Raw genomic sequence first — 20,715 nt, 5'->3', positions numbered from 1 at the left:
ATTTTATGCGTCGCGCCCTGCTCTTCGCTTGCGCTCTGCTCGCCCTGCCTTTCGCGCAGGCGGCAGACCTTCAACCGTTCTCCGCCAGCTACACCGCCGACTGGAAACAGTTGCCCATGAGCGGCACCGCCGAACGCAGCCTGACCAAGGAAGCCAACGGCGTCTGGAAACTCAGCTTCAAGGCGTCGATGATGATCGCCAGCCTGACCGAAGAAAGCACGCTGACCCTGGACAAGGACACCCTGCTGCCACAGTCCTACCACTTCGAACGTGGTGGTCTGGGCAAAGCGAAAAAGGCTGATCTGGACTTCGACTGGAACAGCAAGATGGTCACCGGCACTGACCGGGGCGACGCGGTGAAGATCCCGCTGAACCGTGGCATGGTCGACAAGTCGACCTATCAGCTGGCGCTGCAGCATGACGTGGCCGCCGGCAAAAAGACCATGAGCTATCAGGTGGTCGACGACGGTGAAGTCGACACCTATGACTTCCGTGTACTGGGTGCCGAGAAAGTCGACACCAAGGCCGGCAAGATCGATGCAATCAAGGTCGAGCGCGTGCGTGACCCGACACAAAGCAAGCGCATCACGGTGCTGTGGTTCGCCAAGGACTGGGATTACCTGCTGGTCCGCCTGCAACAGGTTGAAACCGACGGCAAGGAGTACAACATCATGCTCCAGGACGGTACGGTCAACGGCAAAACCGTTAAAGGCAGCTGATCCGCCGCTACAACGAAAAGCCCCGCAGATGCGGGGCTTTTTTGTGCCTGCGATTTCCGCGACGACACATATCCCCTGTGGGAGCGAGCCTGCTCGCGAAGGCGTCAGTTCAGCCGACTTGTATATGGCTGATACACCGCTTTCGCGAGCAGGCTCGCTCCCACAGGGTTCAGCTCGATCTTCAAGGGTCAGCTCAGACCGAAAATCTGGCCACCATATTGTTCAAATCCACCGCCAGCCGCGACAGCTCCTGGCTTGCCGCACTGGTCTGATTTGCCCCCGCCGACGTCTGCATCGCCAGATCGCGGATGTTCATCAGGTTGCGGTCCACCTCCCGCGCCACCGCTGCCTGCTCCTCCGAGGCGCTGGCGATCACCAGGTTGCGCTCGTTGATCAAGGTGAACGCCGAGGCAATTTCCTCCAGCGCCAAACCCGCAGCCTTGGCCAGTTCCAGAGTCGAATTGGCGCGGACGCTGCTCTGTTGCATCGAACTGACCGCCGAATCGGTGCCCTGCTGGATGCCACCGATCATCTGCTCGATTTCCTGGGTCGATTGCTGGGTGCGATGGGCCAGCGCCCGCACCTCATCGGCCACCACCGCGAAGCCACGCCCGGCATCCCCGGCCCGCGCCGCCTCAATCGCTGCGTTCAGTGCCAGCAGATTGGTCTGCTCGGCAATCGAGCGGATCACGTCGAGCACTTTGCTGATGCCGTGAACCTTCTGCGCCAGATCCTCGACCTGCGTTGCATTGGACGTGACGTCGTCAGCCAGGGACTGGATCGAAGTCACCGTCTGGTTGACCTGCTCGCGCCCATGCTGGGCAATCCGGTCAGACTCGCGCGACGCCTCGGAAGTCGCCACGGCGTTGCTCGCGACCTCTTCCACGGCAGCGGTCATCTGATTGACCGCCGTGGCGGCCTGCTCGATCTCCAGGCTTTGCTGGTGCAGCCCGCGCGTGGCGTCCTCGGTGACGCAACTCAGTTCCTCCGAGGCCGACGCCAACTGGCTGGACGACTCGGAAATCTGCCGGATGGTGTCGCGCAGGTTGTGCTGCATGCTTTTCAGCGCCTGCAGCAGCCGCGCCGGTTCGTCCTTGCCGGAGATGTTGATATCGCCCGTCAGATCACCGCCGGCCACCACTTCCGCCACGCCCAGTGATTGCGCCAGCGGCAGGACGATGCTGCGCGTCAACAGCAATGCAAGACCGATGGTGATCAGCGCGGTGATGCCGATCATTACCCCCACCCACACCCGCGAATTGATGAAGACCAGGCGCGCAGCTTCGGTGGCAAGGTTGGCGTTGTGCTTGTTCAGCTCGACCAACTCCTTCAGGGTGGCCGCCATGTCGTCGGCCAACGGGCTCATTTCACCGTTGAGAATCGCCGCCGCCTCCTCCACCCGATTCTGCGCGGACAATTGCATGACCTGCGCCTGAAACTCCAGGTACTTGTGCTCGGCAACCTTGAAGCGGTCGAACAACTTGCGCTCTTCGGGCAGCACGATCAACACGTCATAGCGTTGTTGGGCTTCGCTCAAGACACCGCGCAGATCATTGAGCTTGGCGACATTCTGCGCCAGCGCCTGCGGGTCACGATTGAGCAGCAGGCGCATGGTCAGCGCACGCAGGCGCAACATGTCCTGACTCATCTCGCCGACCGCCATCACGCTCGGCAGCCAGTTGTTGTCGACCTCATCAGACTGGGCGCGCATGTTCGCCATTTGCAGCAGGGCGAACGCCCCCAGGGCAAACACCATCAGCGCCAACACACCAAAACCCAGGCCGGCTCGCGGCGCGATATTGAGACTACGGATGCTCATGACTCTGGTTCCTTCCAAAAGCGCTGCATCAACCCTGCAGCTGGTTGCTTTAGAAGGTATCGGCCCGGCGAAAATTTGCGTAAGACCAAAAGGTGATATCAAAAGGCCTTGATACTTCGAACCCTCGGCATTAACGATTCAGCGCGGTTTCCCGGACTTTGCCGCTGTTCGCGGCAATATCGCCAGGAAGTTATCCCGGGCGACCTTATGCGCAACTTCTTCAGGCAAGGCATCAAGGAACGGCGTGAAGCTGCGCATTTCCTGACCGAGCTTGGTGAAACGGCCTACAACATCCGAGCCGATCATGAACCGATCAGGGTATTTCTCGACCAAGGCCAGCCATTCGGCGCGCGGCTTGCCCTGCTCGTCCAGCAGGTACGGTGTGAGCATGCTCCACGACAGATCGATGTACAGATTCGGATAAGCCTCAAGCATCCGACTCACCGTGGGCAGGAGAAAATCCAGTTGCGTCTGGTGCCGATGAATTTCCGCGCTGGTGCCGGCGTGCGCCCAGATGAACCGCGTGTGCGGATGATTACGCAGCGGTTCCTCGACTTCCTTCAGGTACAGCGGATTTTTCTCACGCTTGGAAGTGATGTTGGAATGCAGCATCACCGGCAAATCGTTTTCGGCGGCCAGGTGATAAATGCGCTTCATCGCCTCATTATTGGCCCGTGGCGTGTCGCCGGCGGTCAACGCCGTCAAGTCATCATGGCGGGTGAACACTTCACCAATGCCCTGCCACAGCCCCGGATACAGATCGAGCATGCGCTGAATGTGCGCGGCGGAGTTCTTGTCATTGGGGTTGAAGCCCGACAGGAACGGATGAAAGTGCTGACGCTGCTCCGGAGTCAGCTTTTGCACGGCATCGGCAACGATCACGTCGGTGGCGCTGTACCAGTAGGCATCGGCATCATCGCCGGCGTAATAACGCGGACGCTTGGGTTCGTCCTCATGCCATTTCTTCGCCACGGGAATCCCGGAAATCATCACATGGTCGATGGAATTGTCCTGCATGGCCGTGAGCAATTTCGCCATGCCGGCGGTTTCCTGGAAAAAATCCACGTAGTGCAAGTGCGCATCGCTGTAGGTGTAATCGCGGGCGCTGGCGCTACCGGCAAATGCCAGCAGGCAGGCAAGACTCAAACGAAACAAGGACACAAGTAATCTCCGGCAGGTAGGCATAGCCTAGACCCTGAGCCGATGACAAGGGTTCATCCTGCAGGAAAGTGGAACGCGGCTCTGTAGGAATGCTCTATAACTGCAAGGTCCTTTTTTGATCGCACGACTTTTTCCTACTGCCAGTGAGGTTGCCATGACTGTTACCGTCAATACCGTCTCCGCCGAAGGTTTTCGTCACACCGTACAGATCGATGACCACGAATTGTTTGCCGACGTGCCGAAGTCTGCCGGCGGCGAGGGCTCGGCCCCCGAGCCACACGACTACTTCGACGCCGCGCTCGGTGCCTGCAAGGCACTGACCCTGAAGATGTACGCAAAGAAGAAAGACATCCCGCTGACCGGCGTGGGTGTCGAGGTCAAACGCGACAACAGCGAAGAGCAAAAAGGCAAATACGCCCTGCACGTGACGCTTACCCTCAAGGGCGTCCTCACCGATGCCCAGCGTGAAGAACTGCTGCGCGTCGCCGATCGCTGCCCGATACACAAACTGATGACCACCACCGACGTCAGCATCGAAACCCACGCCCCACAAGGCTTCGACAGCCAGTAATCACCCTCTTGCCAGCGGCGGGTTATGCTTCTGGCATCACCCGCTCAGCCTGGAATGCACCATGGATACGCAACCACTGATCATCCGCCCGCGCGCCGAAGACGTCGAAGGCCAGCCGATCCTGCGCCCGCTGCCGTCAGCCAAATGCCGTAGCGTCGGGCCTTTCGTGTTTTTCGACCACATGCTCGAAACGGTTTATCCGACGGGCAAAGGCATGAACATCCGACAGCATCCGCACATTGGTCTGTCGACCCTGACCTACCTCTTCGAAGGGCAGATCCAGCACAAGGACAGCCTCGGCTCCGATCAGGTGGTCAGCGCCGGCGATGTCAGCTGGATGACCGCCGGCAGTGCGATTGCCCACGTCGAGCGCACGCCCGAGCCGTTGTGGGAGCAAAGCTTCACCATGCACGGCCTGCAGATCTGGCTGGCCTCGCCCAAGGATCACGAGCAAGGCCCGGGACATTACAGCCATCACCCGGCGGCAACCTTACCGGTCAGCGATAACCTTGGCGTGCAGATTCGGATGATTGCCGGGTCAGGCTTTTGCCTGGAATCACCGGTGCCGGTGCTTTCTCCTACGCTGTACGCCGAAGTAAAGATGCAGACCGCGACTACTTTGCTGATCCCGACCGAGCACGCAGAGCGCGCGATTTATGTGCTGAGTGGCGATGCGCAGTTGAATGGTGAGCCTCTCGAACCCCATGCGCTGGCGGTGTTGCCGGCCGGGGAACAGATGAGCCTGTTTGCCGAGGGTGATGTACACGCGGTGGTGTTTGGCGGCGCAGCGCTGGACGGGCCTCGGCGAATCAACTGGAATTTCGTTGCGAGCGATCCGGCGGCAATCGATGAGGCGCGGCGTAAGTGGGCGGCCGGGGATTGGCCGACGGTGCTGGGGGAAGTCGAGCGGATTGAATTGCCTTAGCTCTGTGTCGCCTGTTAGTCAGCCATCGCTGGCAAGCCAGCTCCCACAGGTTTAGCGCCGGACAAATATCCAGCAAACCAATCGAACACTGTGGGAGCTGGCTTGCCAGCGATGAGGCCAGATCAGGCACCGATCGAGTCAATACCTGACTGCACAATCAGCCGTTAAACACTTCTTCCAGCAAATCATGCATCGACTTGAACGCACGCTTGGCAGTCTTCGCGTCGTACATCATCTTGCCCGGGACATTGGCATGCGGATCGGTGAACGAATGCACCGCACCGCCATAGCTGAGCAACTGCCAATCGACCTTCGCCGCGTTCATTTCTTCTTCGAACGCCGGCAATTGCTCTTTCGGCACCAATGGATCGGAAGCACCGTGCAACACCAACACTGAACCCTTGATGTTCTTGGCATCCGCCGGGTTCGGCGAATCCAGCGTGCCATGGAACGACACCGCAGCCTTCACTGGCGCACCGGTACGGGCCAGATCCAGCGCACAGCAACCACCAAAGCAGAAACCGAACACCGCAAGCTTCGATGTATCGACTGCCGCCTCACCCTGCTGCTGCAACTGCTCGAACGCTGCCTGCATGCGCTTGCGCAGCAGTGCGCGGTCGTTCTTCAGCGGCATCATCGCCGCGCCGGCCTCGTCAGCGTTCTGCGGACGTACTGCCTGGCCATACACGTCAGCAATCAACACCATGTAGCCCTTGGCCGCGACCGATTTGGCGATCTCTTCCGCCCCGGCGCTGACGCCCATCCAGTTCGGCGCCATCAGCAGGCCCGGGCGCGCGCCCTTGTGCTCGGCGTCGAACGCCAGACGACCTTCATAGGGCTGGCCATCCAGCTGATAGACCACGGAACGTACAGTAACTTGGCTCATTTCTGACTCCTGATTAGTTAAACACCAGAATGAAAAAACCCGCCGAAGCGGGTTTTTCTACATCGTGATTAGGCTGACAGCTCAACCAGCAGCTTGTTCAGACGGGTCACGTACGCGGCCGGGTCTTTCAAGCTTTCGCCAGCCGCCAGAGCGGCCTGATCGAAGAGGATGTGCGACAGGTCGCCAAAACGCCCTTCGTTCTGCTCGCCGTCGAGTTTCTCGATCAGCGGGTGGCTCGGGTTGAATTCGAAAATCGGCTTTGACTCCGGCACTTTCTGCCCGCTGGCTTCGAGGATCTGGCGCATTTGCAGGCCCAGGTCCTGTTCGCCGATGGCCAGAATGGCTGGCGAATCGGTCAGACGGTGAGAGACGCGAACCTCGGCAACGGAGTCGCCCAGCGCGGTTTTCAGGCGCTCGACCAGACCTTCTTTGGACTTGGCGACTTCTTCTGCAGCTTTCTTGTCCTCTTCCGAGTCCAGGTTGCCCAGATCAAGGTCACCGCGTGCCACGTCGACAAAGGTCTTTCCGTCGAATTCGCTGAGGTAGCTCATCAGCCACTCGTCGATGCGATCGGTCAGCAGCAGCACTTCGATGCCTTTCTTGCGGAAGACTTCCAGGTGCGGGCTGTTCTTGACCTGCGCGTAGGTTTCTCCGGTGAGGTAGTAGATCTTGTCCTGACCTTCCTTGGCGCGCGCCAGGTAGTCAGCCAGACCGACAACTTGCTCGCCGTCGTCGCCTTGGGTCGATGCGAAACGCAGCAGACCGGCAATTTTTTCCTTGTTGGCGAAATCTTCTGCCGGGCCTTCTTTCATGACCTGACCGAAGTTTTTCCAGAAGCCCTTGTATTGCTCAGGCTCGTTCTTCGCCAGTTTTTCCAGCATGTCCAGCACGCGCTTGGTCAGCGCCGACTTCATCGAGTCGATGATCGGATCTTTCTGCAGGATTTCCCGCGACACGTTCAGCGACAGGTCGTTGGAATCGACCACGCCCTTGATGAAGCGCAGGTACAGCGGCAGGAACGACTCGGCCTGATCCATCACGAACACGCGCTGCACGTACAGCTTCAAGCCTTTCGGCGCTTCACGCTGGTACAGGTCGAACGGCGCGCGGGCCGGCACGTACAGCAGCGAGCTGTATTCGAGCTTGCCTTCGACCTTGTTGTGGCTCCAGGCCAGCGGGTTTTCGAAGTCGTGAGCGATGTGCTTGTAGAACTCCTGATATTCCTCGTCCTTCACTTCAGTGCGCGGACGGGTCCACAGGGCGCTGGCGCGGTTGACGGTTTCCCATTCAACGGCAGGCTGCTCTTCGCCTTCAGCGGCAGTGACTTCTTTCGGCAGCTCGATCGGCAGCGCGATATGGTCGGAGTATTTCTTGATGATGTTGCGCAGACGCCAGCCGTCGGCGAACTCGTCTTCAGCGGACTTCAGGTGCAGGACGATACGGGTGCCGCGCTCTGGCTTGTCGATGGTGGCGACTTCGAACTCGCCCTCGCCTTTCGACGACCAGTGCACGCCTTCGCTGGCAGGAGTGCCGGCGCGACGGGAATACACATCAACCTGGTCGGCAACGATGAACGCCGAGTAGAAGCCGACACCGAATTGGCCGATCAGGTGCGAATCTTTCTTCTGATCGCCCGAGAGATTCTTCATGAAATCGGCGGTGCCCGACTTGGCGATGGTCCCCAGGTGGGTGATCACATCGTCACGGTTCATGCCGATACCGTTGTCTTCGAGGGTGACGGTCTTGGCGTCCTTGTCGAAGCTCACACGGATTTTCAGTTCAGCGCCACCTTCGAGCAACTCAGGCTTGGCCAGGGCTTCGAAGCGCAGCTTGTCGACAGCGTCAGAGGCGTTCGAGATCAATTCGCGAAGGAAGATTTCCTTGTTGGAATACAGCGAATGGATCATGAGGTGCAGCAGCTGCTTTACCTCGGTCTGGAAGCCCAGGGTTTCCTTTTGAGTTTCCACACTCATGGTCATCAAACTCCAATCAGATGGCAGTGGCCGCGATCCAGAGGGGTCGGCGGCGGGTTGTTCACTGAGTTGGGGGCAGCGTTCAGGATTTCAAGGGCTCATCGATTTTGAAATGTGCGCGGGCGGTGGCAATCGGTTCGCTCTCGGTGCTTTGCCAGGCCGTGATGGCGACGTTGGCCACGCGCCGCCCCTGGCGACAGACCTGACATTTGGCCCAAGTGTCGCGAAACTGCCCGGCGCGCAGATAATCCAGAGAAAAGTCGATGATCTTCGGCACCCCGGGCGAACCGGTGAAGATCAGCAAATGCAACGCGGCTGCCAGCTCCATGAACCCGGCAATCACCCCGCCATGGATCGCCGGCAATAAAGGGTTACCAATGTTGTCCTTGTTCGCCGGCAGCTTGAACAGCAATTCATCGCCGACCCGGGAACATTCGACGCCGATCAGCCCGGCGTAAGGAATTATCCGCAGCAACGGCGCGTAATCGCCCTGAGCGTGAGCCAGCAGCAGCTGTTGCTTCCAGTCATCGCTCATCGATTCTCTCCTTTGACCTTGCCGGCAAATCCCTGGGTGCCTTTCAGGTTTTTGCCCATGCGCATGAAAGTGCCGACGACATGGGCGATCGGCTGATTCGGGTCATCCTGATAAGCAAAGCCACGAGCGAAGATCACATCGGTGGTGACCCGGTAACACTGGGCAAAGCCATAGACGTCCTTGTTCGGCTCGGCGGCGTGCATGTAGTCGATACGCAGGTCCAGGGTCGGGCAGACTTCGAACTCCGCCAGCACGCACAACGTGGACATGCCGCACGCGGTGTCCATCAGCGAGGTAATGGCGCCGCCGTGGATGACCCCGGTCTGTGGATTGCCGACGATTTGCGCGTTGTACGGCAACCTCACCGTCAGCCCTTCGCTGCTGGCGCTGTGTACCGTCAAACCGAGCACCTGACAATGGCGCAGGGCCGAAAGAAATCGTGTCGCGCGCTCAAAAACGGGGTTTTCAGCCATTTGATAATTACTCTCGTCAGAGCCTTTTGCCAGTAGTAGGAAATGCTGCAAAAGTTCCACTAAAAAACAAACTTATATATCTGAACGAAATGAGGAACTTAACCTTTGGCGCTGCGCTCTTAAGGCCAGTAGTTATTTTCCATAAGGAGAAACACCCCATGCGTAAGACTTTAGCTATTGCCTTGATGTTGACCGCTTCCCTCGGTCTCGCTGCCTGCGATAAAAAATCCGAGGACAAAGCTCAAGATGCAAACCAACATGCTGAGCAAGCTCAGCAAGACATGAACAAAGCTCAGGATAAAGTGAACGACGCAGCAAAAGAAAACGCCGAAGCTGCCAAAGCTCAGGCTGAATCGAATCAAGCTGCTCAGGAAGAAGCTGCCAAGAAGCAATAATTGCGACTTGATGCAGAAAAAGAAAACCCGCCAAGTGCGGGTTTTCTTTTGCCTGTGATTTTTTGTCAGTCTTGGCTTAGAGGCTTTCTTAGAGCAATACGGTTCTAAAAGTCGGACTAATCATCAGCAACAAACTGCAGATCAGGCCGACCAGCCACACCAGGCTGCGCAGGGATGGCTTATCCGCCAGGTATAACCACACGTAAAGAATTCGCGCGATCACAAAGATGATCGCCAGCGCATCGATCAACCAGCCTTGGGTTTGCGTGGTGTGCGCCATCAGCACACCCACGGCGAACAGGATGAACGCTTCGATGCAGTTCTGGTGTGCCGCCAGCGCCCGCGCGCCATAGCCAGTGAGTTGCGCCTGCTGTTGGCGCGGTAGATGGTTGTTGTAACCACCCTGCTCTTTCATGGCTTTACCCACCGGCATGCGCGCGATGTAGATCAACAATGCACTGATAAACACACACCAGAACGGAATACTCATCAAGCGGCCTCTTTATTGGTTTCGGGCAATGGCGCCTCTGTAGGGGTATAGACCATCACATCGAGCACGTCGGAATGAAACTCGCGACGGTACAACACGATGACCACCCCGGCACTCATCAACATGAACAGCCACGGGCTGACAAACCACGCCAGCATGCTCATGCCGAAGTAATAAGAACGCAGACCGAAGTTGAACTGGTTCGCCGCCATCGAAATCACTCGCGCCGCCCGCAGTGCGAACGCCTTGCGCTCCTGCTCCGAGACCTGACGCTCACCGATCATCGGCGCGGAACCGACCAGCACCGCAGCAAAGTTGTACTGACGCATGCACCAGCTGAACGTGAAGAACGCATAGACGAACACCAGCGCCAGACAGAGCAACTTGATCTCCGACATGCCCTGCGATGCCTGCTGCACCATCGGGATATCCGCCAGCAACGACACGGCGCGCTCGGATGCACCGAGCACGGTGAGAATGCCGGCGAGGATGATCAGGGTGCTGGAGGCGAAGAACGAGGCGTTGCGCTCAAGATTGCCGATCACGCTGGCGTCGGCGATACGGTTGTCACGCAGGAGCATGCGGCGCATCCAGTCTTCGCGGTACAGGTGCAGCACACTGGCCAGACACGCGGTATCGCGGGCCTTCCACGACGCATAACGGGTGTAGCCGCCCCAGCAAATGACAAACCAGAGCGCGGCCAGCAGGTGGATCAGATTGGCTTGGATGAACGACATGCAATTCCCTGTGGAGTATGGATGCTACCTGTGGTAGCGAGCCTGCTCGCGAAAGCGGCGTATCACACAACATTGATTGCGGCTGACACAACGCTTTCGCGAGCAGGCTCGCTCCCACATTAGGAGTTCGGCAGTGCTTCGACGTTAGCTCGCGAAAAAAGACACTGCCTGACACCCATAAAAAATGCCCCGTATCGATTGATACGGGGCATTTCTGTTTAAGCGCTGAAGACCCGCTTGTGGCGGGTCAGGCAACGTCAGGCAACGGCTTCGCTGCGCTTGCCCAGCAGGCGATCGCAGACCACGGCGACCACCAGGGTCATCACGCATGGCACCAGCCACGCCAGACCCTGCTCACTCAGCGGCAGGTGCGACAGCTGCGACGGCATCCAGTCAGCCAGACCGGCGCCCTTGAGCGCGTCGATGGTGCCGAACAGGAACGATACCAGCATGACCGGGCCGAGGATCCGACCGTGTTCATGCCAGAAGTCCTTGCAGAAGCTCAGAGCTACCAGAACGATGCATGGCGGGTAGATCGCGGTCAGCACCGGGATCGAGAACGCGATCAGCTTGGTCAGGCCCAGGTTCGACACCAGCAGCGAAAACGCGGCAAGGATGATCACCAGGGTCTTGTAGGACAGTGGCAGCACGCGGCTGAAGTATTCGGCGCAGGCGCAGGTCAGACCGACCGCCGTCACCAGGCACGCCAGCGAGATCAGCACCGCGAGGAAACCGCTGCCCAGCGAACCGAAGGTGTGTTGCACGTAAGCATGCAGCACCGCCGCACCGTTGGTGGCACCGACCGCGACTTCGTGGCTGCCGGAGCCGAGGCGGAACAGGCTGATGTACACCAGCGCCAGACCGACACCGGCGATGAGGCCGGCAATGATCGCGTAACGGGTGATCAGCGCAGGCGACTCGACGCCACGGGAGCGGATCGCGTTGACGATGACGATACCGAACACCAGCGCGCCGAGGGTATCCATGGTCAGGTAACCATTGATGAAGCCCTGGGAGAACGGTGCCGCGACGTATTCAGGTGTGGCCTGACCGATATCACCGGCCGGCAAGGCGAACGCGGCGATGCCGAGTACCGCCAGGGCGATGATCTTCAATGGCGCGAGGAAACGCCCCACGGTATCGAGCAGACGGCCCGGATACAGCGAGATGAAGAACACCAGCAGGAAGTACACCGAGCTGTAGAGGAACAGCGCCAGAGGGCTTTCGCCGGTCAGCGGCGCCAGACCCACTTCGAACGACACGGTCGCGGTCCGCGGGGTGGCGAACAGCGGGCCGACCGCCAGGTAGCATGCCGCGGCGAGCACACCACCGGCGATCTTGCCGATCGGGCTGCTCAGCGCATCCATCGCACCACCGACCTTGGCCAGGGCGACGACGGTGACCACCGGCAGACCGACGGCCGTGATCAGGAAGCCCAGCGCCGCCATCCAGACATTAGGTCCGGACTGCAGGCCGACGATAGGCGGGAAAATGATGTTGCCGGCCCCGACGAACAGGGCAAATGTCATAAAGCCCAGTGCCAGGATGTCCTGACCTTTCAAAACTTTCATTAAGGAAATACCACACTACTGAATCGGAATTTAGAGGGGGATTTCCCTGTGGGGTTAGGGAAATGCTGTCAGTCCGTATAAGACTGACCCGTTTAGCGCGTTGCATGCCTTGTGGGCGGCAGACGCAAAAATGGCTGCTAGCCTAACGAATTTGTCTGACAAACGCACTGTTTGAGGGCGAACTATCCGATACACGACGTGTCCGTGTCGCGTTTACGCATTTAAATTTCATAAACAAAGCAAAGATCAAAAGATCGCAGCCTTCGGCAGCTCCTGCACAGGATCATCTGTAGGAGCTGCCGAAGGCTGCGATCTTTTGATCTTCAGAAACAACAAAGGCCACCCGAAGGTGGCCTTTGTCTGGTGAAGCGTCAGTCAAGCACGAGGCTTACTTGACAGCCCAACCGGTCAGCTCGGCCAGGGCCTTGCCGATGTCTGCCAGCGAACGCACGGTTTTTACGCCTGCGTCTTGCAGCGCAGCGAATTTCTCGTCTGCAGTGCCTTTGCCGCCAGAGATGATTGCGCCAGCATGGCCCATGCGCTTGCCCGGAGGAGCAGTCACACCAGCGATGTAGGAAACAACCGGCTTGGTCACGTGTGCCTTGATGTAGGCAGCCGCTTCTTCTTCAGCCGAACCGCCGATCTCGCCGATCATCACGATCGCTTCGGTCTTCGGGTCTTCCTGGAACAGCTTCAGGATGTCGATGAAGTTCGAACCCGGGATCGGGTCACCACCGATGCCGACGCAAGTCGACTGACCGAAACCGGCGTCAGTGGTCTGCTTCACAGCTTCGTAGGTCAGGGTGCCGGAACGCGAAACGATACCGACCTTGCCTGGCAAGTGAATGTGACCTGGCATGATGCCGATCTTGCATTCGCCTGGGGTGATCACGCCTGGGCAGTTAGGGCCGATCAGGGTAACACCCAGCTCGTCGCACTTAACTTTAGCGTCCAGCATGTCCAGGGTAGGAATGCCTTCGGTGATGCAGACGATCAGCTTGATGCCGCCGAACGCTGCTTCCAGGATCGAGTCCTTGCAGAAAGGAGCCGGAACGTAGATCACGCTGGCGGTAGCGCCAGTGGCAGCTACTGCGTCTTTGACGGTGTTGAACACTGGCAGACCCAGGTGCTCGGTACCGCCTTTGCCCGGAGTTACGCCACCAACCATCTTGGTGCCGTATTCGATGGCTTGCTGGGTGTGGAAACTACCTTGCGAACCGGTAATACCCTGGCAGATAACTTTGGTGTCTTTATTGATCAGGACGCTCATTATTTGCCCTCCGCAGCTTTGACAACTTGTTGAGCAGCGTCGGTCAGGCTGGTAGCAGCGATGATATTCAAACCGCTTTCTGCCAGTACTTTAGCGCCCAGCTCAGCGTTGTTGCCTTCAAGGCGAACAACAACCGGGATTTTCACGCCGACTTCTTTCACGGCGCCGATGATGCCTTCGGCAATCATGTCGCAACGAACGATGCCGCCGAAGATGTTAACCAGTACTGCAGCGACGTTGGTGTCGGACAGAATGATTTTGAATGCTTCGGTCACGCGCTCTTTGGTAGCACCACCACCTACGTCGAGGAAGTTGGCTGGCTTGCCGCCGTGCAGGTTGACGATGTCCATGGTACCCATGGCCAGGCCGGCACCGTTGACCATGCAGCCGATGTTGCCTTCCAGGGCTACGTAGTTCAGTTCGAACTTGGCAGCGTGCGCTTCGCGCGGATCGTCTTGCGACGGATCGTGGAAAGTCTTCAGCTTAGGCTGACGGTACATGGCGTTGGCGTCGATGTTGATCTTGGCGTCCAGGCAGTGCAGATCGCCGTCAGCCTTGATCACCAGCGGGTTCACTTCCAGCAGGGCCAGATCGTGATCCTGGAACAGTTTGGCCAGACCAACGAAGATCTTGGCGAACTGGGCAACTTGCTTGCCTTCCAGACCCAGTTGGAACGCCAGCTCGCGACCCTGGAATGGCTGAGCGCCAACCAGTGGATCGATAGTGGCCTTCAGAATTTTTTCTGGAGTGTCGTGAGCGATTTTCTCGATGTCCACGCCACCTTCGGTGGAAGCCATGAACACGATGCGACGGCTCGAACGGTCAACGACAGCGCCCAGGTACAGCTCTTTAGCGATATCAGTGCACGATTCAACCAGGATCTTGGTGACTGGCTGACCATTGGCGTCAGTCTGGTAAGTCACCAGACGCTTGCCCAGCCACTGCTGTGCGAAGGCCTTGGCGTCTTCTTTGTTGCGAACCAGCTTGACGCCGCCCGCTTTACCGCGACCACCGGCGTGGACCTGGGCTTTGACAACCCACTCGCTGCCGCCGATTTTGTCGCAAGCTTCTGCTGCTGCTTCCGGGGTGTCTACTGCGTAACCAGTGGAAACTGGCAGGCCGTATTCAGCGAACAGCTGCTTACCCTGATACTCGTGAAGATTCATGCTTTTTACCGTCTTCGTTAGGTACTGCGCATTCGGCGCTGCGCTCTTGATGAGTGCCGCGCCACCTGTGACTGCTGCTTGCGTAGCCTTTCCGGATACCCGGTGCAGCTACGCAAGACTGCGTCCAGCGGACATTCCGCGGTGAGACTTGCTCGCAAGGCTCACGACGGGCCGTTACCGCCGTGGTTTCTTATTGTGTCTTAACGCTTCTTGCGGTTGGCAATGTGGATGGCGCCGCCATTCACAGCCAGAGCAGCTTCGTGCAAGGCTTCAGACAGGGTCGGATGGGAGAAAACCATCATGCCCAGGTCTTCAGCGCTGGTGCCGAATTCCATACCGATCGCGCCCTGCTGAACCAGTTCTGCAGCGCTCGGGCCAATCACGTGCACGCCCAATACGCGGTCAGTCTTGGCATCGGCGATGACCTTGACGAAACCACCGGTATCGTTGGCGGCCATGGCACGGCCGGAAGCGGCGAACGGGAAGGTGCCGACGTTAACTTCAACGCCTTCGGCTTTCAAGGCCTGCTCGGTTTTGCCAACCCACGCGATTTCCGGGTGAGTATAAATAACCGAAGGGATCAGGTCATAGTTCATCTGAGCCTTGTGGCCCTTGATGCGCTCGACAACCATGATGCCCTCTTCCGAGGCCTTGTGCGCCAGCATCATGCCGCGGACCACGTCACCGATGGCGTAAACGCCCGGTACGGTGGTGGCGCAGTGATCGTCAACGTGCACAAAACCGCGCTCGTCCAGAGTCACGCCGCTGTCGGCAGCCAGCAGATCAGTGGTCACCGGACGGCGACCAACGGCTACGATCAGCTTGTCGAAAGTGATGGACTGTTCGCCGTTGGCATCGGTGTAGTTAACAACGACTTCGTCGCCGTTCACTTTCGAACCGGTTACGCGAGCACCCAGCTTGATGTCCAGACCTTGTTTGGTCAGGGTTTTCAGCGCTTCCTTGGAAACAGCGGTGTCCGCTGCCATCAGGAAGGTGTCCAGTGCTTCGAGGACAACCACTTCGGAACCCAGACGCGACCAGACCGAACCCAGTTCCAGACCGATCACGCCAGCGCCGATCACGCCCAGACGTTTAGGTACGGACTGGAATTCCAGAGCGCCAGTCGAATCAACGATGACTTTCTGATCGACCGGAGCCGGTGGAATGTCGATCGGACGCGAACCTGGAGCCAGGATGACGTTTTCGGCTTCGATGACTTCAACCGAACCGTCCGGCTTGGTGACTTCGACTTTCTTGCCGGCCAGCAGCTTGCCGTGGCCCTGGATCGAAGTAACGCCGTTGGCCTTGAACAGGGTGGCAACGCCGCCAGTCAGGTTCTTGACGATGCCAGCCTTGCGGCCAACCATCGCAGCGACGTCCATTTTGACTTCGCCGGTCGAGATACCGTGAACGTTGAAGCTCTCTTTGGCTTCCTTGTACTTCCAGGAGCTGTCCAGCAGCGCCTTGGACGGAATGCAGCCGACGTTCAGGCAAGTACCGCCGAGGGCTTGCTTGCCTTCAGCGTCGGTGTACTTCTCGATGCAGGCAGTGGTGAGCCCCAGCTGCGCGGCCTTGATGGCAGCTACATAGCCGCCAGGGCCGGCACCGATCACTACTACGTCAAATTTCTGCGACATTCAAAAAATCCTCTTTAGCGAAAAGCTTCAAGCCGCGCGCTCCAAGCCAAGCTGCCTATTCTTGCAGCTTGAAACTTGAAGCCCGCAGCTGCTTCTATCAGATATCCAGCAACAGACGAGCCGGATCTTCCAGCAGGTTCTTGATGGTCACCAGGAAGGTTACAGCTTCTTTGCCATCGATCAGACGGTGATCGTAGGACAGTGCCAGATACATCATCGGACGGATCACGACCTGACCGTTGATGGCCATTGGACGCTGGATGATGTTGTGCATGCCCAGAATCGCTGCCTGCGGCGGGTTGACGATCGGGGTCGACATCATCGAACCGAAGGTACCACCGTTGGTGATGGTGAAGGTACCGCCGGTCATCTCTTCCATCGACAGTTTGCCGTCACGGGCTTTCTTGCCGAACGTGGCGATGCCGCCTTCGATTTCAGCCAGGCTCATCAGCTCAGCGTTACGCAGAACCGGAACGACCAGACCACGGTCGCTGGAAACGGCAACACCGATGTCGGCGTAGCCGTGGTAAACGATGTCCGCACCGTCGATCGAAGCGTTGACTGCCGGGAAGCGCTTCAGCGCTTCGGTAGCAGCCTTGACGAAGAACGACATGAAGCCCAGGCGCACGCCGTTGTGGGACTTCTCGAACAGGTCTTTGTACTTCGAACGCAGGGCCATGACTTCAGTCATGTCGACTTCGTTAAAAGTGGTCAGCATCGCCATGTTCGACTGGGCTTCAACCAGACGCTCGGCAACTTTGGCACGCAGACGGGTCATCGGTACGCGCTTCTCAACGCGGTCACCGGCAGCGAATACCGGAGCAGCAGCGGCTGGAGCAGCGGCTTTTGCAGGAGCAGCAGCCGGAGCGGCTTTCTTCGCGGCTACAGCAGCCACCACGTCTTCCTTGGTCACACGACCGCCTTTGCCGGTGCCGGCAACGGAAGCGATGTTGATGCCGTTCTCTTCAGCCAGCTTGCGCGCAGCCGGAGCAGCAACAGGATCGTCTTCGCCTTCGGCAGCCGCCGGGGCAGCGGCAGCAGCGGCCGGAGCAGCAGCGGCGGCTGGAGCAGCGGCAGCAGCGCCACCCGCTTCGATGGAGCCCAGGACTTCGTCGGACAGAACGGTGTCGCCTTCGTTCTTGACGATTGCGCCCAGTACGCCGTCGGCGGTAGCCAGCACTTCCAGTACGACCTTGTCGGTTTCGATGTCGACGATCAGGTCGTCACGCTTGACGGCGTCGCCCGGTTTTTTGTGCCAGGTGGCAACGGTGCCATCGGCAACCGATTCCGGGAAAGTGGGGGCTTTGATCTCGATAGCCATTATCTGTGGTTCCTTAAATTCGGTTTCAGGTGCGCGAAGGCGTTAAACGGTAAACGCGTCTTGCAGCAGTTTTTCCTGCTGCTCGGCGTGCATCGATGCGTAACCACATGCTGGGGCAGCAGAAGCCTCACGGCCCGCGTACTCGAGTACGAGAGACTTGTCGAGGTTACCGATGCTGCGACGCAGGTGATGCTGGCTGCAGTACCAGGCGCCCTGGTTCATCGGCTCTTCCTGACACCAGACGGCATGCTTGACGTTGGTGTAAGGCGCCAGGACTTCTTTCAAGTCGTCCTCAGGGAATGGATACAGCTGCTCGATACGCACGATGGCGATATCGTCACGGCCTTCGGCACGGCGTTTTTCCAGCAGGTCGTAGTAGACCTTGCCGCTGCACAGAACAACGCGCTCGACCTTTTTCGGGTCCAGGGCGTCGATTTCCGGGATCACGGTCTGGAACGAACCTTCAGCAAGATCTTCCAGGGTCGAGACGGCCAGCTTGTGGCGCAGCAGCGACTTAGGCGTCAGCACTACCAGAGGTTTGCGCAGCGGGCGAATCACCTGACGACGCAGCAAGTGGTAGATCTGGGCCGGGGTGGTCGGCATGCACACCTGAATGTTGTGCTCGGCGCACAGCTGCAGGTAACGCTCAAGACGAGCCGAGCTGTGCTCAGGGCCCTGACCTTCGTAGCCGTGTGGCAACAGCATGGTCAGACCGCAGAGACGGCCCCACTTGTGTTCGCCGCTGGTGATGAACTGGTCGATAACAACCTGTGCACCGTTGGCGAAGTCGCCGAACTGGGCTTCCCAGATCACCAGCGCGTTTGGCGTGGTGGTCGAGTAACCATATTCGAAGGCCAATACCGCTTCTTCCGAGAGGAACGAGTCGTACAGGTCAAAGCGTGGCTGACCGTCGTACAGGTTCTGCAGCGGAATGTAGGTGCCCGCGTCTTTCTGGTTGTGCAGTACGGCGTGACGGTGCGAGAACGTACCGCGGCCGATGTCCTGACCGGTCATGCGGATCGGGTGACCTTCGAACGCCAGGGTTGCGTACGCCATGGTTTCGGCGTAACCCCAGTTGATCGGCAGGCCGCCGGCTTGCATCTTCTGACGGTCTTCGTAGATCTTCGCGACCTGACGCTGAACCACGAAGCCTTCCGGAATTTCCAGCAGCTTGGCGGACAGTTCCTGCAGGGTTTTCAGGTCGAAACGCGTGTCGTGACGCGCAGTCCAGGCGTGGCCCAGATACGGACGCCAGTCCACGAACAGCTCTTTGTTCGGCTCCTTGACCAGCGACTTCACTACGTGCAGACCGTTGTCCAGCGCGTTGCGGTACTCGTCGACCTTGGCCTGAACACGTTCAGCGTCCAGCACACCGGCCTGAGTCAGGCGATCAGCGTACAGCTCACGGGTGGTGCGCTGCTTGGTGATCTGCTGATACATCAGCGGCTGGGTGCCGCTTGGCTCGTCGGCCTCGTTGTGGCCGCGACGACGGTAGCAGACCAGGTCGATCACCACGTCACGCTTGAACTGCATGCGGTAGTCGATGGCCAGCTGGGTCACGAACAGCACGGCTTCCGGATCATCACCATTCACATGGAGGATCGGCGCCTGGATCATCTTCGCAACGTCGGTGGCGTACTCGGTGGAACGCGAGTCCAGCGGGTTGCTGATGGTGAAACCAACCTGGTTGTTGATCACGATGTGCACGGTACCGCCGGTCTTGAAACCGCGGGTCTGCGACATCTGGAAGGTTTCCATGACCACGCCCTGACCTGCGAATGCAGCGTCACCGTGGATGGAGATCGGCAGCACCTTCTCACCGGTCGGGTCGTTACGACGATCCTGACGGGCGCGAACCGAACCTTCTACCACCGGGGAAACGATTTCCAGGTGGGACGGGTTGAACGCCATGGCCAGGTGAACTTCACCGCCGGTGGTCATCACGTTGGACGAGAAGCCCTGGTGGTATTTGACGTCACCGGAACCCAGCTCGACCTTCTTCTTGCCTTCGAACTCGTCGAACAGCTCGCGCGGGTTCTTGCCGAAGGTGTTGACCAGCACGTTCAGACGGCCACGGTGGGCCATGCCGATGACGACTTCCTTGGTGCCGTAGGAACCGGAACGCTGGATCAGTTCGTCGAGCATCGGAATCAGGCTTTCGCCGCCTTCCAGACCGAAACGCTTGGTGCCCGGGTATTTGGTGCCCAGGTATTTTTCCAGGCCTTCACCGGCAGTCACGCGCTCGAGCAGGTGGCTCTTGATGTCAGCGGAGTACGTTGGACGACCGCGCACGCTTTCCAGACGCTGCTGGAACCACTGGCGCTGCTCGGAATCGGTGATGTGCGTAAATTCAGCGCCGATGGTGCGGCAATATGTCTGCTGCAACGCTTCGTGAATTTCGCGTAGGCTCGCTTCCTCTTTGCCGATGAACAGGTCGCCGGCACGGAAGGTCGTATCAAGATCGGCATTGGTCAAGCCGTAATGATTGATTGACAGGTCTGCAGGTGCAGGACGCTGCCACAGCCCCAGCGGGTCAAGCTGGGCTGCCTGGTGGCCACGCATACGGTAGGCCTGGATCAATCGCAGCACTTCAACTTGCTTCTTCTCGTGCTCACTGCTCACGCTACCGGCGGAAACCGGTTGGGCGCGGCGCTGGTTCTTTGCCAGCAGCACGAAATGATCGCGAATTGTGGAGTGCGAAACATCAGTGGCAGAGCTGCCGTCGGCAGGCAGCTTCTGAAAGTAGGTGCGCCACTCTTCTGGCACAGCGTTAGGGTCGTGCAGGTAGAGCTCATAAAGCTCTTCCACATAGGCAGCGTTTCCACCTGAAAGGTAGGCGCTGTTCCACATGCGCTGCATCACGCTTTCTTGCATGCTTGGTCACCCTCGGTTAGGGGAACACCATCGGCGTCAATACCGAGCAAACTTGCAGAAGTCCGAATGCAGCGACCAAAACAAGCCACTTAGGATCACGCTGATAGTCCGGGTACCAGCCCGGATGCCCCTGCTTGTCTCATTTCTTCAAAATAAGAGCTGCAGCTTGTGGCTACTGCTCTGGTTATAGCC

General features: G+C 58.7%; 18 protein-coding genes. 4 read left to right on the top strand and 14 right to left on the bottom strand.

Annotation, left to right across the window (positions count from 1 at the left end):
• The first annotated feature begins 5 nt into the window (after positions 1–5).
• Complete coding sequence (locus tag ACOYXG_RS07815; protein ID WP_007962880.1) at positions 6–719, top strand: DUF3108 domain-containing protein; 714 nt, start codon at positions 6–8, stop codon at positions 717–719.
• Between the two features lie 193 nt (positions 720–912).
• Here the strand turns inward: ACOYXG_RS07815 and ACOYXG_RS07810 are convergent, their stop codons facing one another.
• Together ACOYXG_RS07810 and ACOYXG_RS07805 are read right to left on the bottom strand one after the other, a co-directional pair.
• On the bottom strand, positions 913–2,538 hold the full coding sequence (locus ACOYXG_RS07810) for a methyl-accepting chemotaxis protein (protein WP_460356877.1): 1,626 nt from the start codon (positions 2,536–2,538) through the stop codon (positions 913–915).
• 138 nt (positions 2,539–2,676) lie between these two features.
• Entirely contained in the window at positions 2,677–3,723 is a 1,047-nt protein-coding gene (locus tag ACOYXG_RS07805; protein WP_414887893.1) for an amidohydrolase family protein, read from the bottom strand.
• Positions 3,724–3,853: 130 nt separating this feature from the next.
• Between ACOYXG_RS07805 and ACOYXG_RS07800 the strand changes: the two genes are divergently transcribed.
• The gene (locus ACOYXG_RS07800; RefSeq protein ID WP_027614046.1) at positions 3,854–4,270 is read left to right on the top strand and encodes an OsmC family protein; all 417 of its coding nucleotides are present in this window, start codon (positions 3,854–3,856) and stop codon (positions 4,268–4,270) included.
• 61 nt (positions 4,271–4,331) lie between these two features.
• Positions 4,332–5,195 carry a pirin family protein gene (locus ACOYXG_RS07795; RefSeq protein WP_460356874.1) on the top strand — a complete coding sequence of 288 codons (864 nt, stop codon included), beginning with the start codon at positions 4,332–4,334 and terminating at the stop codon, positions 5,193–5,195.
• A gap of 157 nt (positions 5,196–5,352) precedes the next feature.
• Here ACOYXG_RS07795 and ACOYXG_RS07790 read toward each other — a convergent pair whose 3' ends face one another.
• The 4 genes from ACOYXG_RS07790 to ACOYXG_RS07775 all read right to left on the bottom strand — a co-directional run bounded on the left by ACOYXG_RS07790 (position 5,353) and on the right by ACOYXG_RS07775 (position 9,062).
• On the bottom strand, positions 5,353–6,081 hold the full coding sequence (locus tag ACOYXG_RS07790) for a dienelactone hydrolase family protein (RefSeq protein ID WP_460356871.1): 729 nt from the start codon (positions 6,079–6,081) through the stop codon (positions 5,353–5,355).
• 68 nt (positions 6,082–6,149) lie between these two features.
• The gene (gene htpG / locus ACOYXG_RS07785) at positions 6,150–8,054 is read right to left on the bottom strand and encodes a molecular chaperone HtpG (protein ID WP_027614043.1); all 1,905 of its coding nucleotides are present in this window, start codon (positions 8,052–8,054) and stop codon (positions 6,150–6,152) included.
• 82 nt (positions 8,055–8,136) lie between these two features.
• On the bottom strand, positions 8,137–8,589 hold the full coding sequence (locus ACOYXG_RS07780) for a PaaI family thioesterase (RefSeq protein WP_460356867.1): 453 nt from the start codon (positions 8,587–8,589) through the stop codon (positions 8,137–8,139).
• Complete coding sequence (locus ACOYXG_RS07775) at positions 8,586–9,062, bottom strand: PaaI family thioesterase (RefSeq protein WP_460356865.1); 477 nt, start codon at positions 9,060–9,062, stop codon at positions 8,586–8,588. The genes ACOYXG_RS07780 and ACOYXG_RS07775 overlap by 4 nt, the downstream gene beginning before the upstream one ends.
• Positions 9,063–9,220: 158 nt before the next feature.
• Between ACOYXG_RS07775 and ACOYXG_RS07770 the strand changes: the two genes are divergently transcribed.
• Positions 9,221–9,457 (top strand): hypothetical protein, encoded by a 237-nt coding sequence (locus tag ACOYXG_RS07770; protein WP_007962865.1) that lies wholly within the window; start codon positions 9,221–9,223, stop codon positions 9,455–9,457.
• A gap of 88 nt (positions 9,458–9,545) precedes the next feature.
• On the opposite strand, the gene ACOYXG_RS07765 is transcribed toward ACOYXG_RS07770, so the two are convergent.
• From ACOYXG_RS07765 to ACOYXG_RS07730, 8 genes are all read right to left on the bottom strand, one after another.
• Entirely contained in the window at positions 9,546–9,947 is a 402-nt protein-coding gene (locus tag ACOYXG_RS07765) for an MAPEG family protein (protein ID WP_007962864.1), read from the bottom strand.
• Positions 9,947–10,684, bottom strand: coding sequence for a DUF599 domain-containing protein (locus ACOYXG_RS07760; protein WP_027614039.1), 738 nt, complete (start codon positions 10,682–10,684; stop codon positions 9,947–9,949). The genes ACOYXG_RS07765 and ACOYXG_RS07760 overlap by 1 nt, the downstream gene beginning before the upstream one ends.
• A gap of 257 nt (positions 10,685–10,941) precedes the next feature.
• The gene (gene brnQ / locus ACOYXG_RS07755) at positions 10,942–12,255 is read right to left on the bottom strand and encodes a branched-chain amino acid transport system II carrier protein (RefSeq protein WP_027614038.1); all 1,314 of its coding nucleotides are present in this window, start codon (positions 12,253–12,255) and stop codon (positions 10,942–10,944) included.
• A 388-nt stretch (positions 12,256–12,643) separates the two neighbouring features.
• Complete coding sequence (gene sucD / locus ACOYXG_RS07750; protein ID WP_003223019.1) at positions 12,644–13,525, bottom strand: succinate--CoA ligase subunit alpha; 882 nt, start codon at positions 13,523–13,525, stop codon at positions 12,644–12,646.
• Complete coding sequence (gene sucC / locus ACOYXG_RS07745) at positions 13,525–14,691, bottom strand: ADP-forming succinate--CoA ligase subunit beta (RefSeq protein WP_003223015.1); 1,167 nt, start codon at positions 14,689–14,691, stop codon at positions 13,525–13,527. Before sucC ends, sucD begins: the two co-directional genes overlap by 1 nt.
• A gap of 200 nt (positions 14,692–14,891) precedes the next feature.
• On the bottom strand, positions 14,892–16,328 hold the full coding sequence (gene lpdA, locus ACOYXG_RS07740; protein WP_007962860.1) for a dihydrolipoyl dehydrogenase: 1,437 nt from the start codon (positions 16,326–16,328) through the stop codon (positions 14,892–14,894).
• A gap of 97 nt (positions 16,329–16,425) precedes the next feature.
• Entirely contained in the window at positions 16,426–17,649 is a 1,224-nt protein-coding gene (odhB, locus tag ACOYXG_RS07735; protein WP_003223011.1) for a 2-oxoglutarate dehydrogenase complex dihydrolipoyllysine-residue succinyltransferase, read from the bottom strand.
• Between the two features lie 42 nt (positions 17,650–17,691).
• Positions 17,692–20,523: a 2-oxoglutarate dehydrogenase E1 component gene (locus ACOYXG_RS07730; protein WP_027614036.1), complete on the bottom strand. Its 2,832-nt coding sequence runs from the start codon at positions 20,521–20,523 to the stop codon at positions 17,692–17,694.
• Between the last annotated feature and the right edge of the window lie 192 nt (positions 20,524–20,715).

The organism is Pseudomonas sp. G3-39, assembly GCF_054790485.1.
Note: the sequence above shows the minus strand (reverse complement) of the source record. Positions and strands in the feature narration are given on the sequence as shown.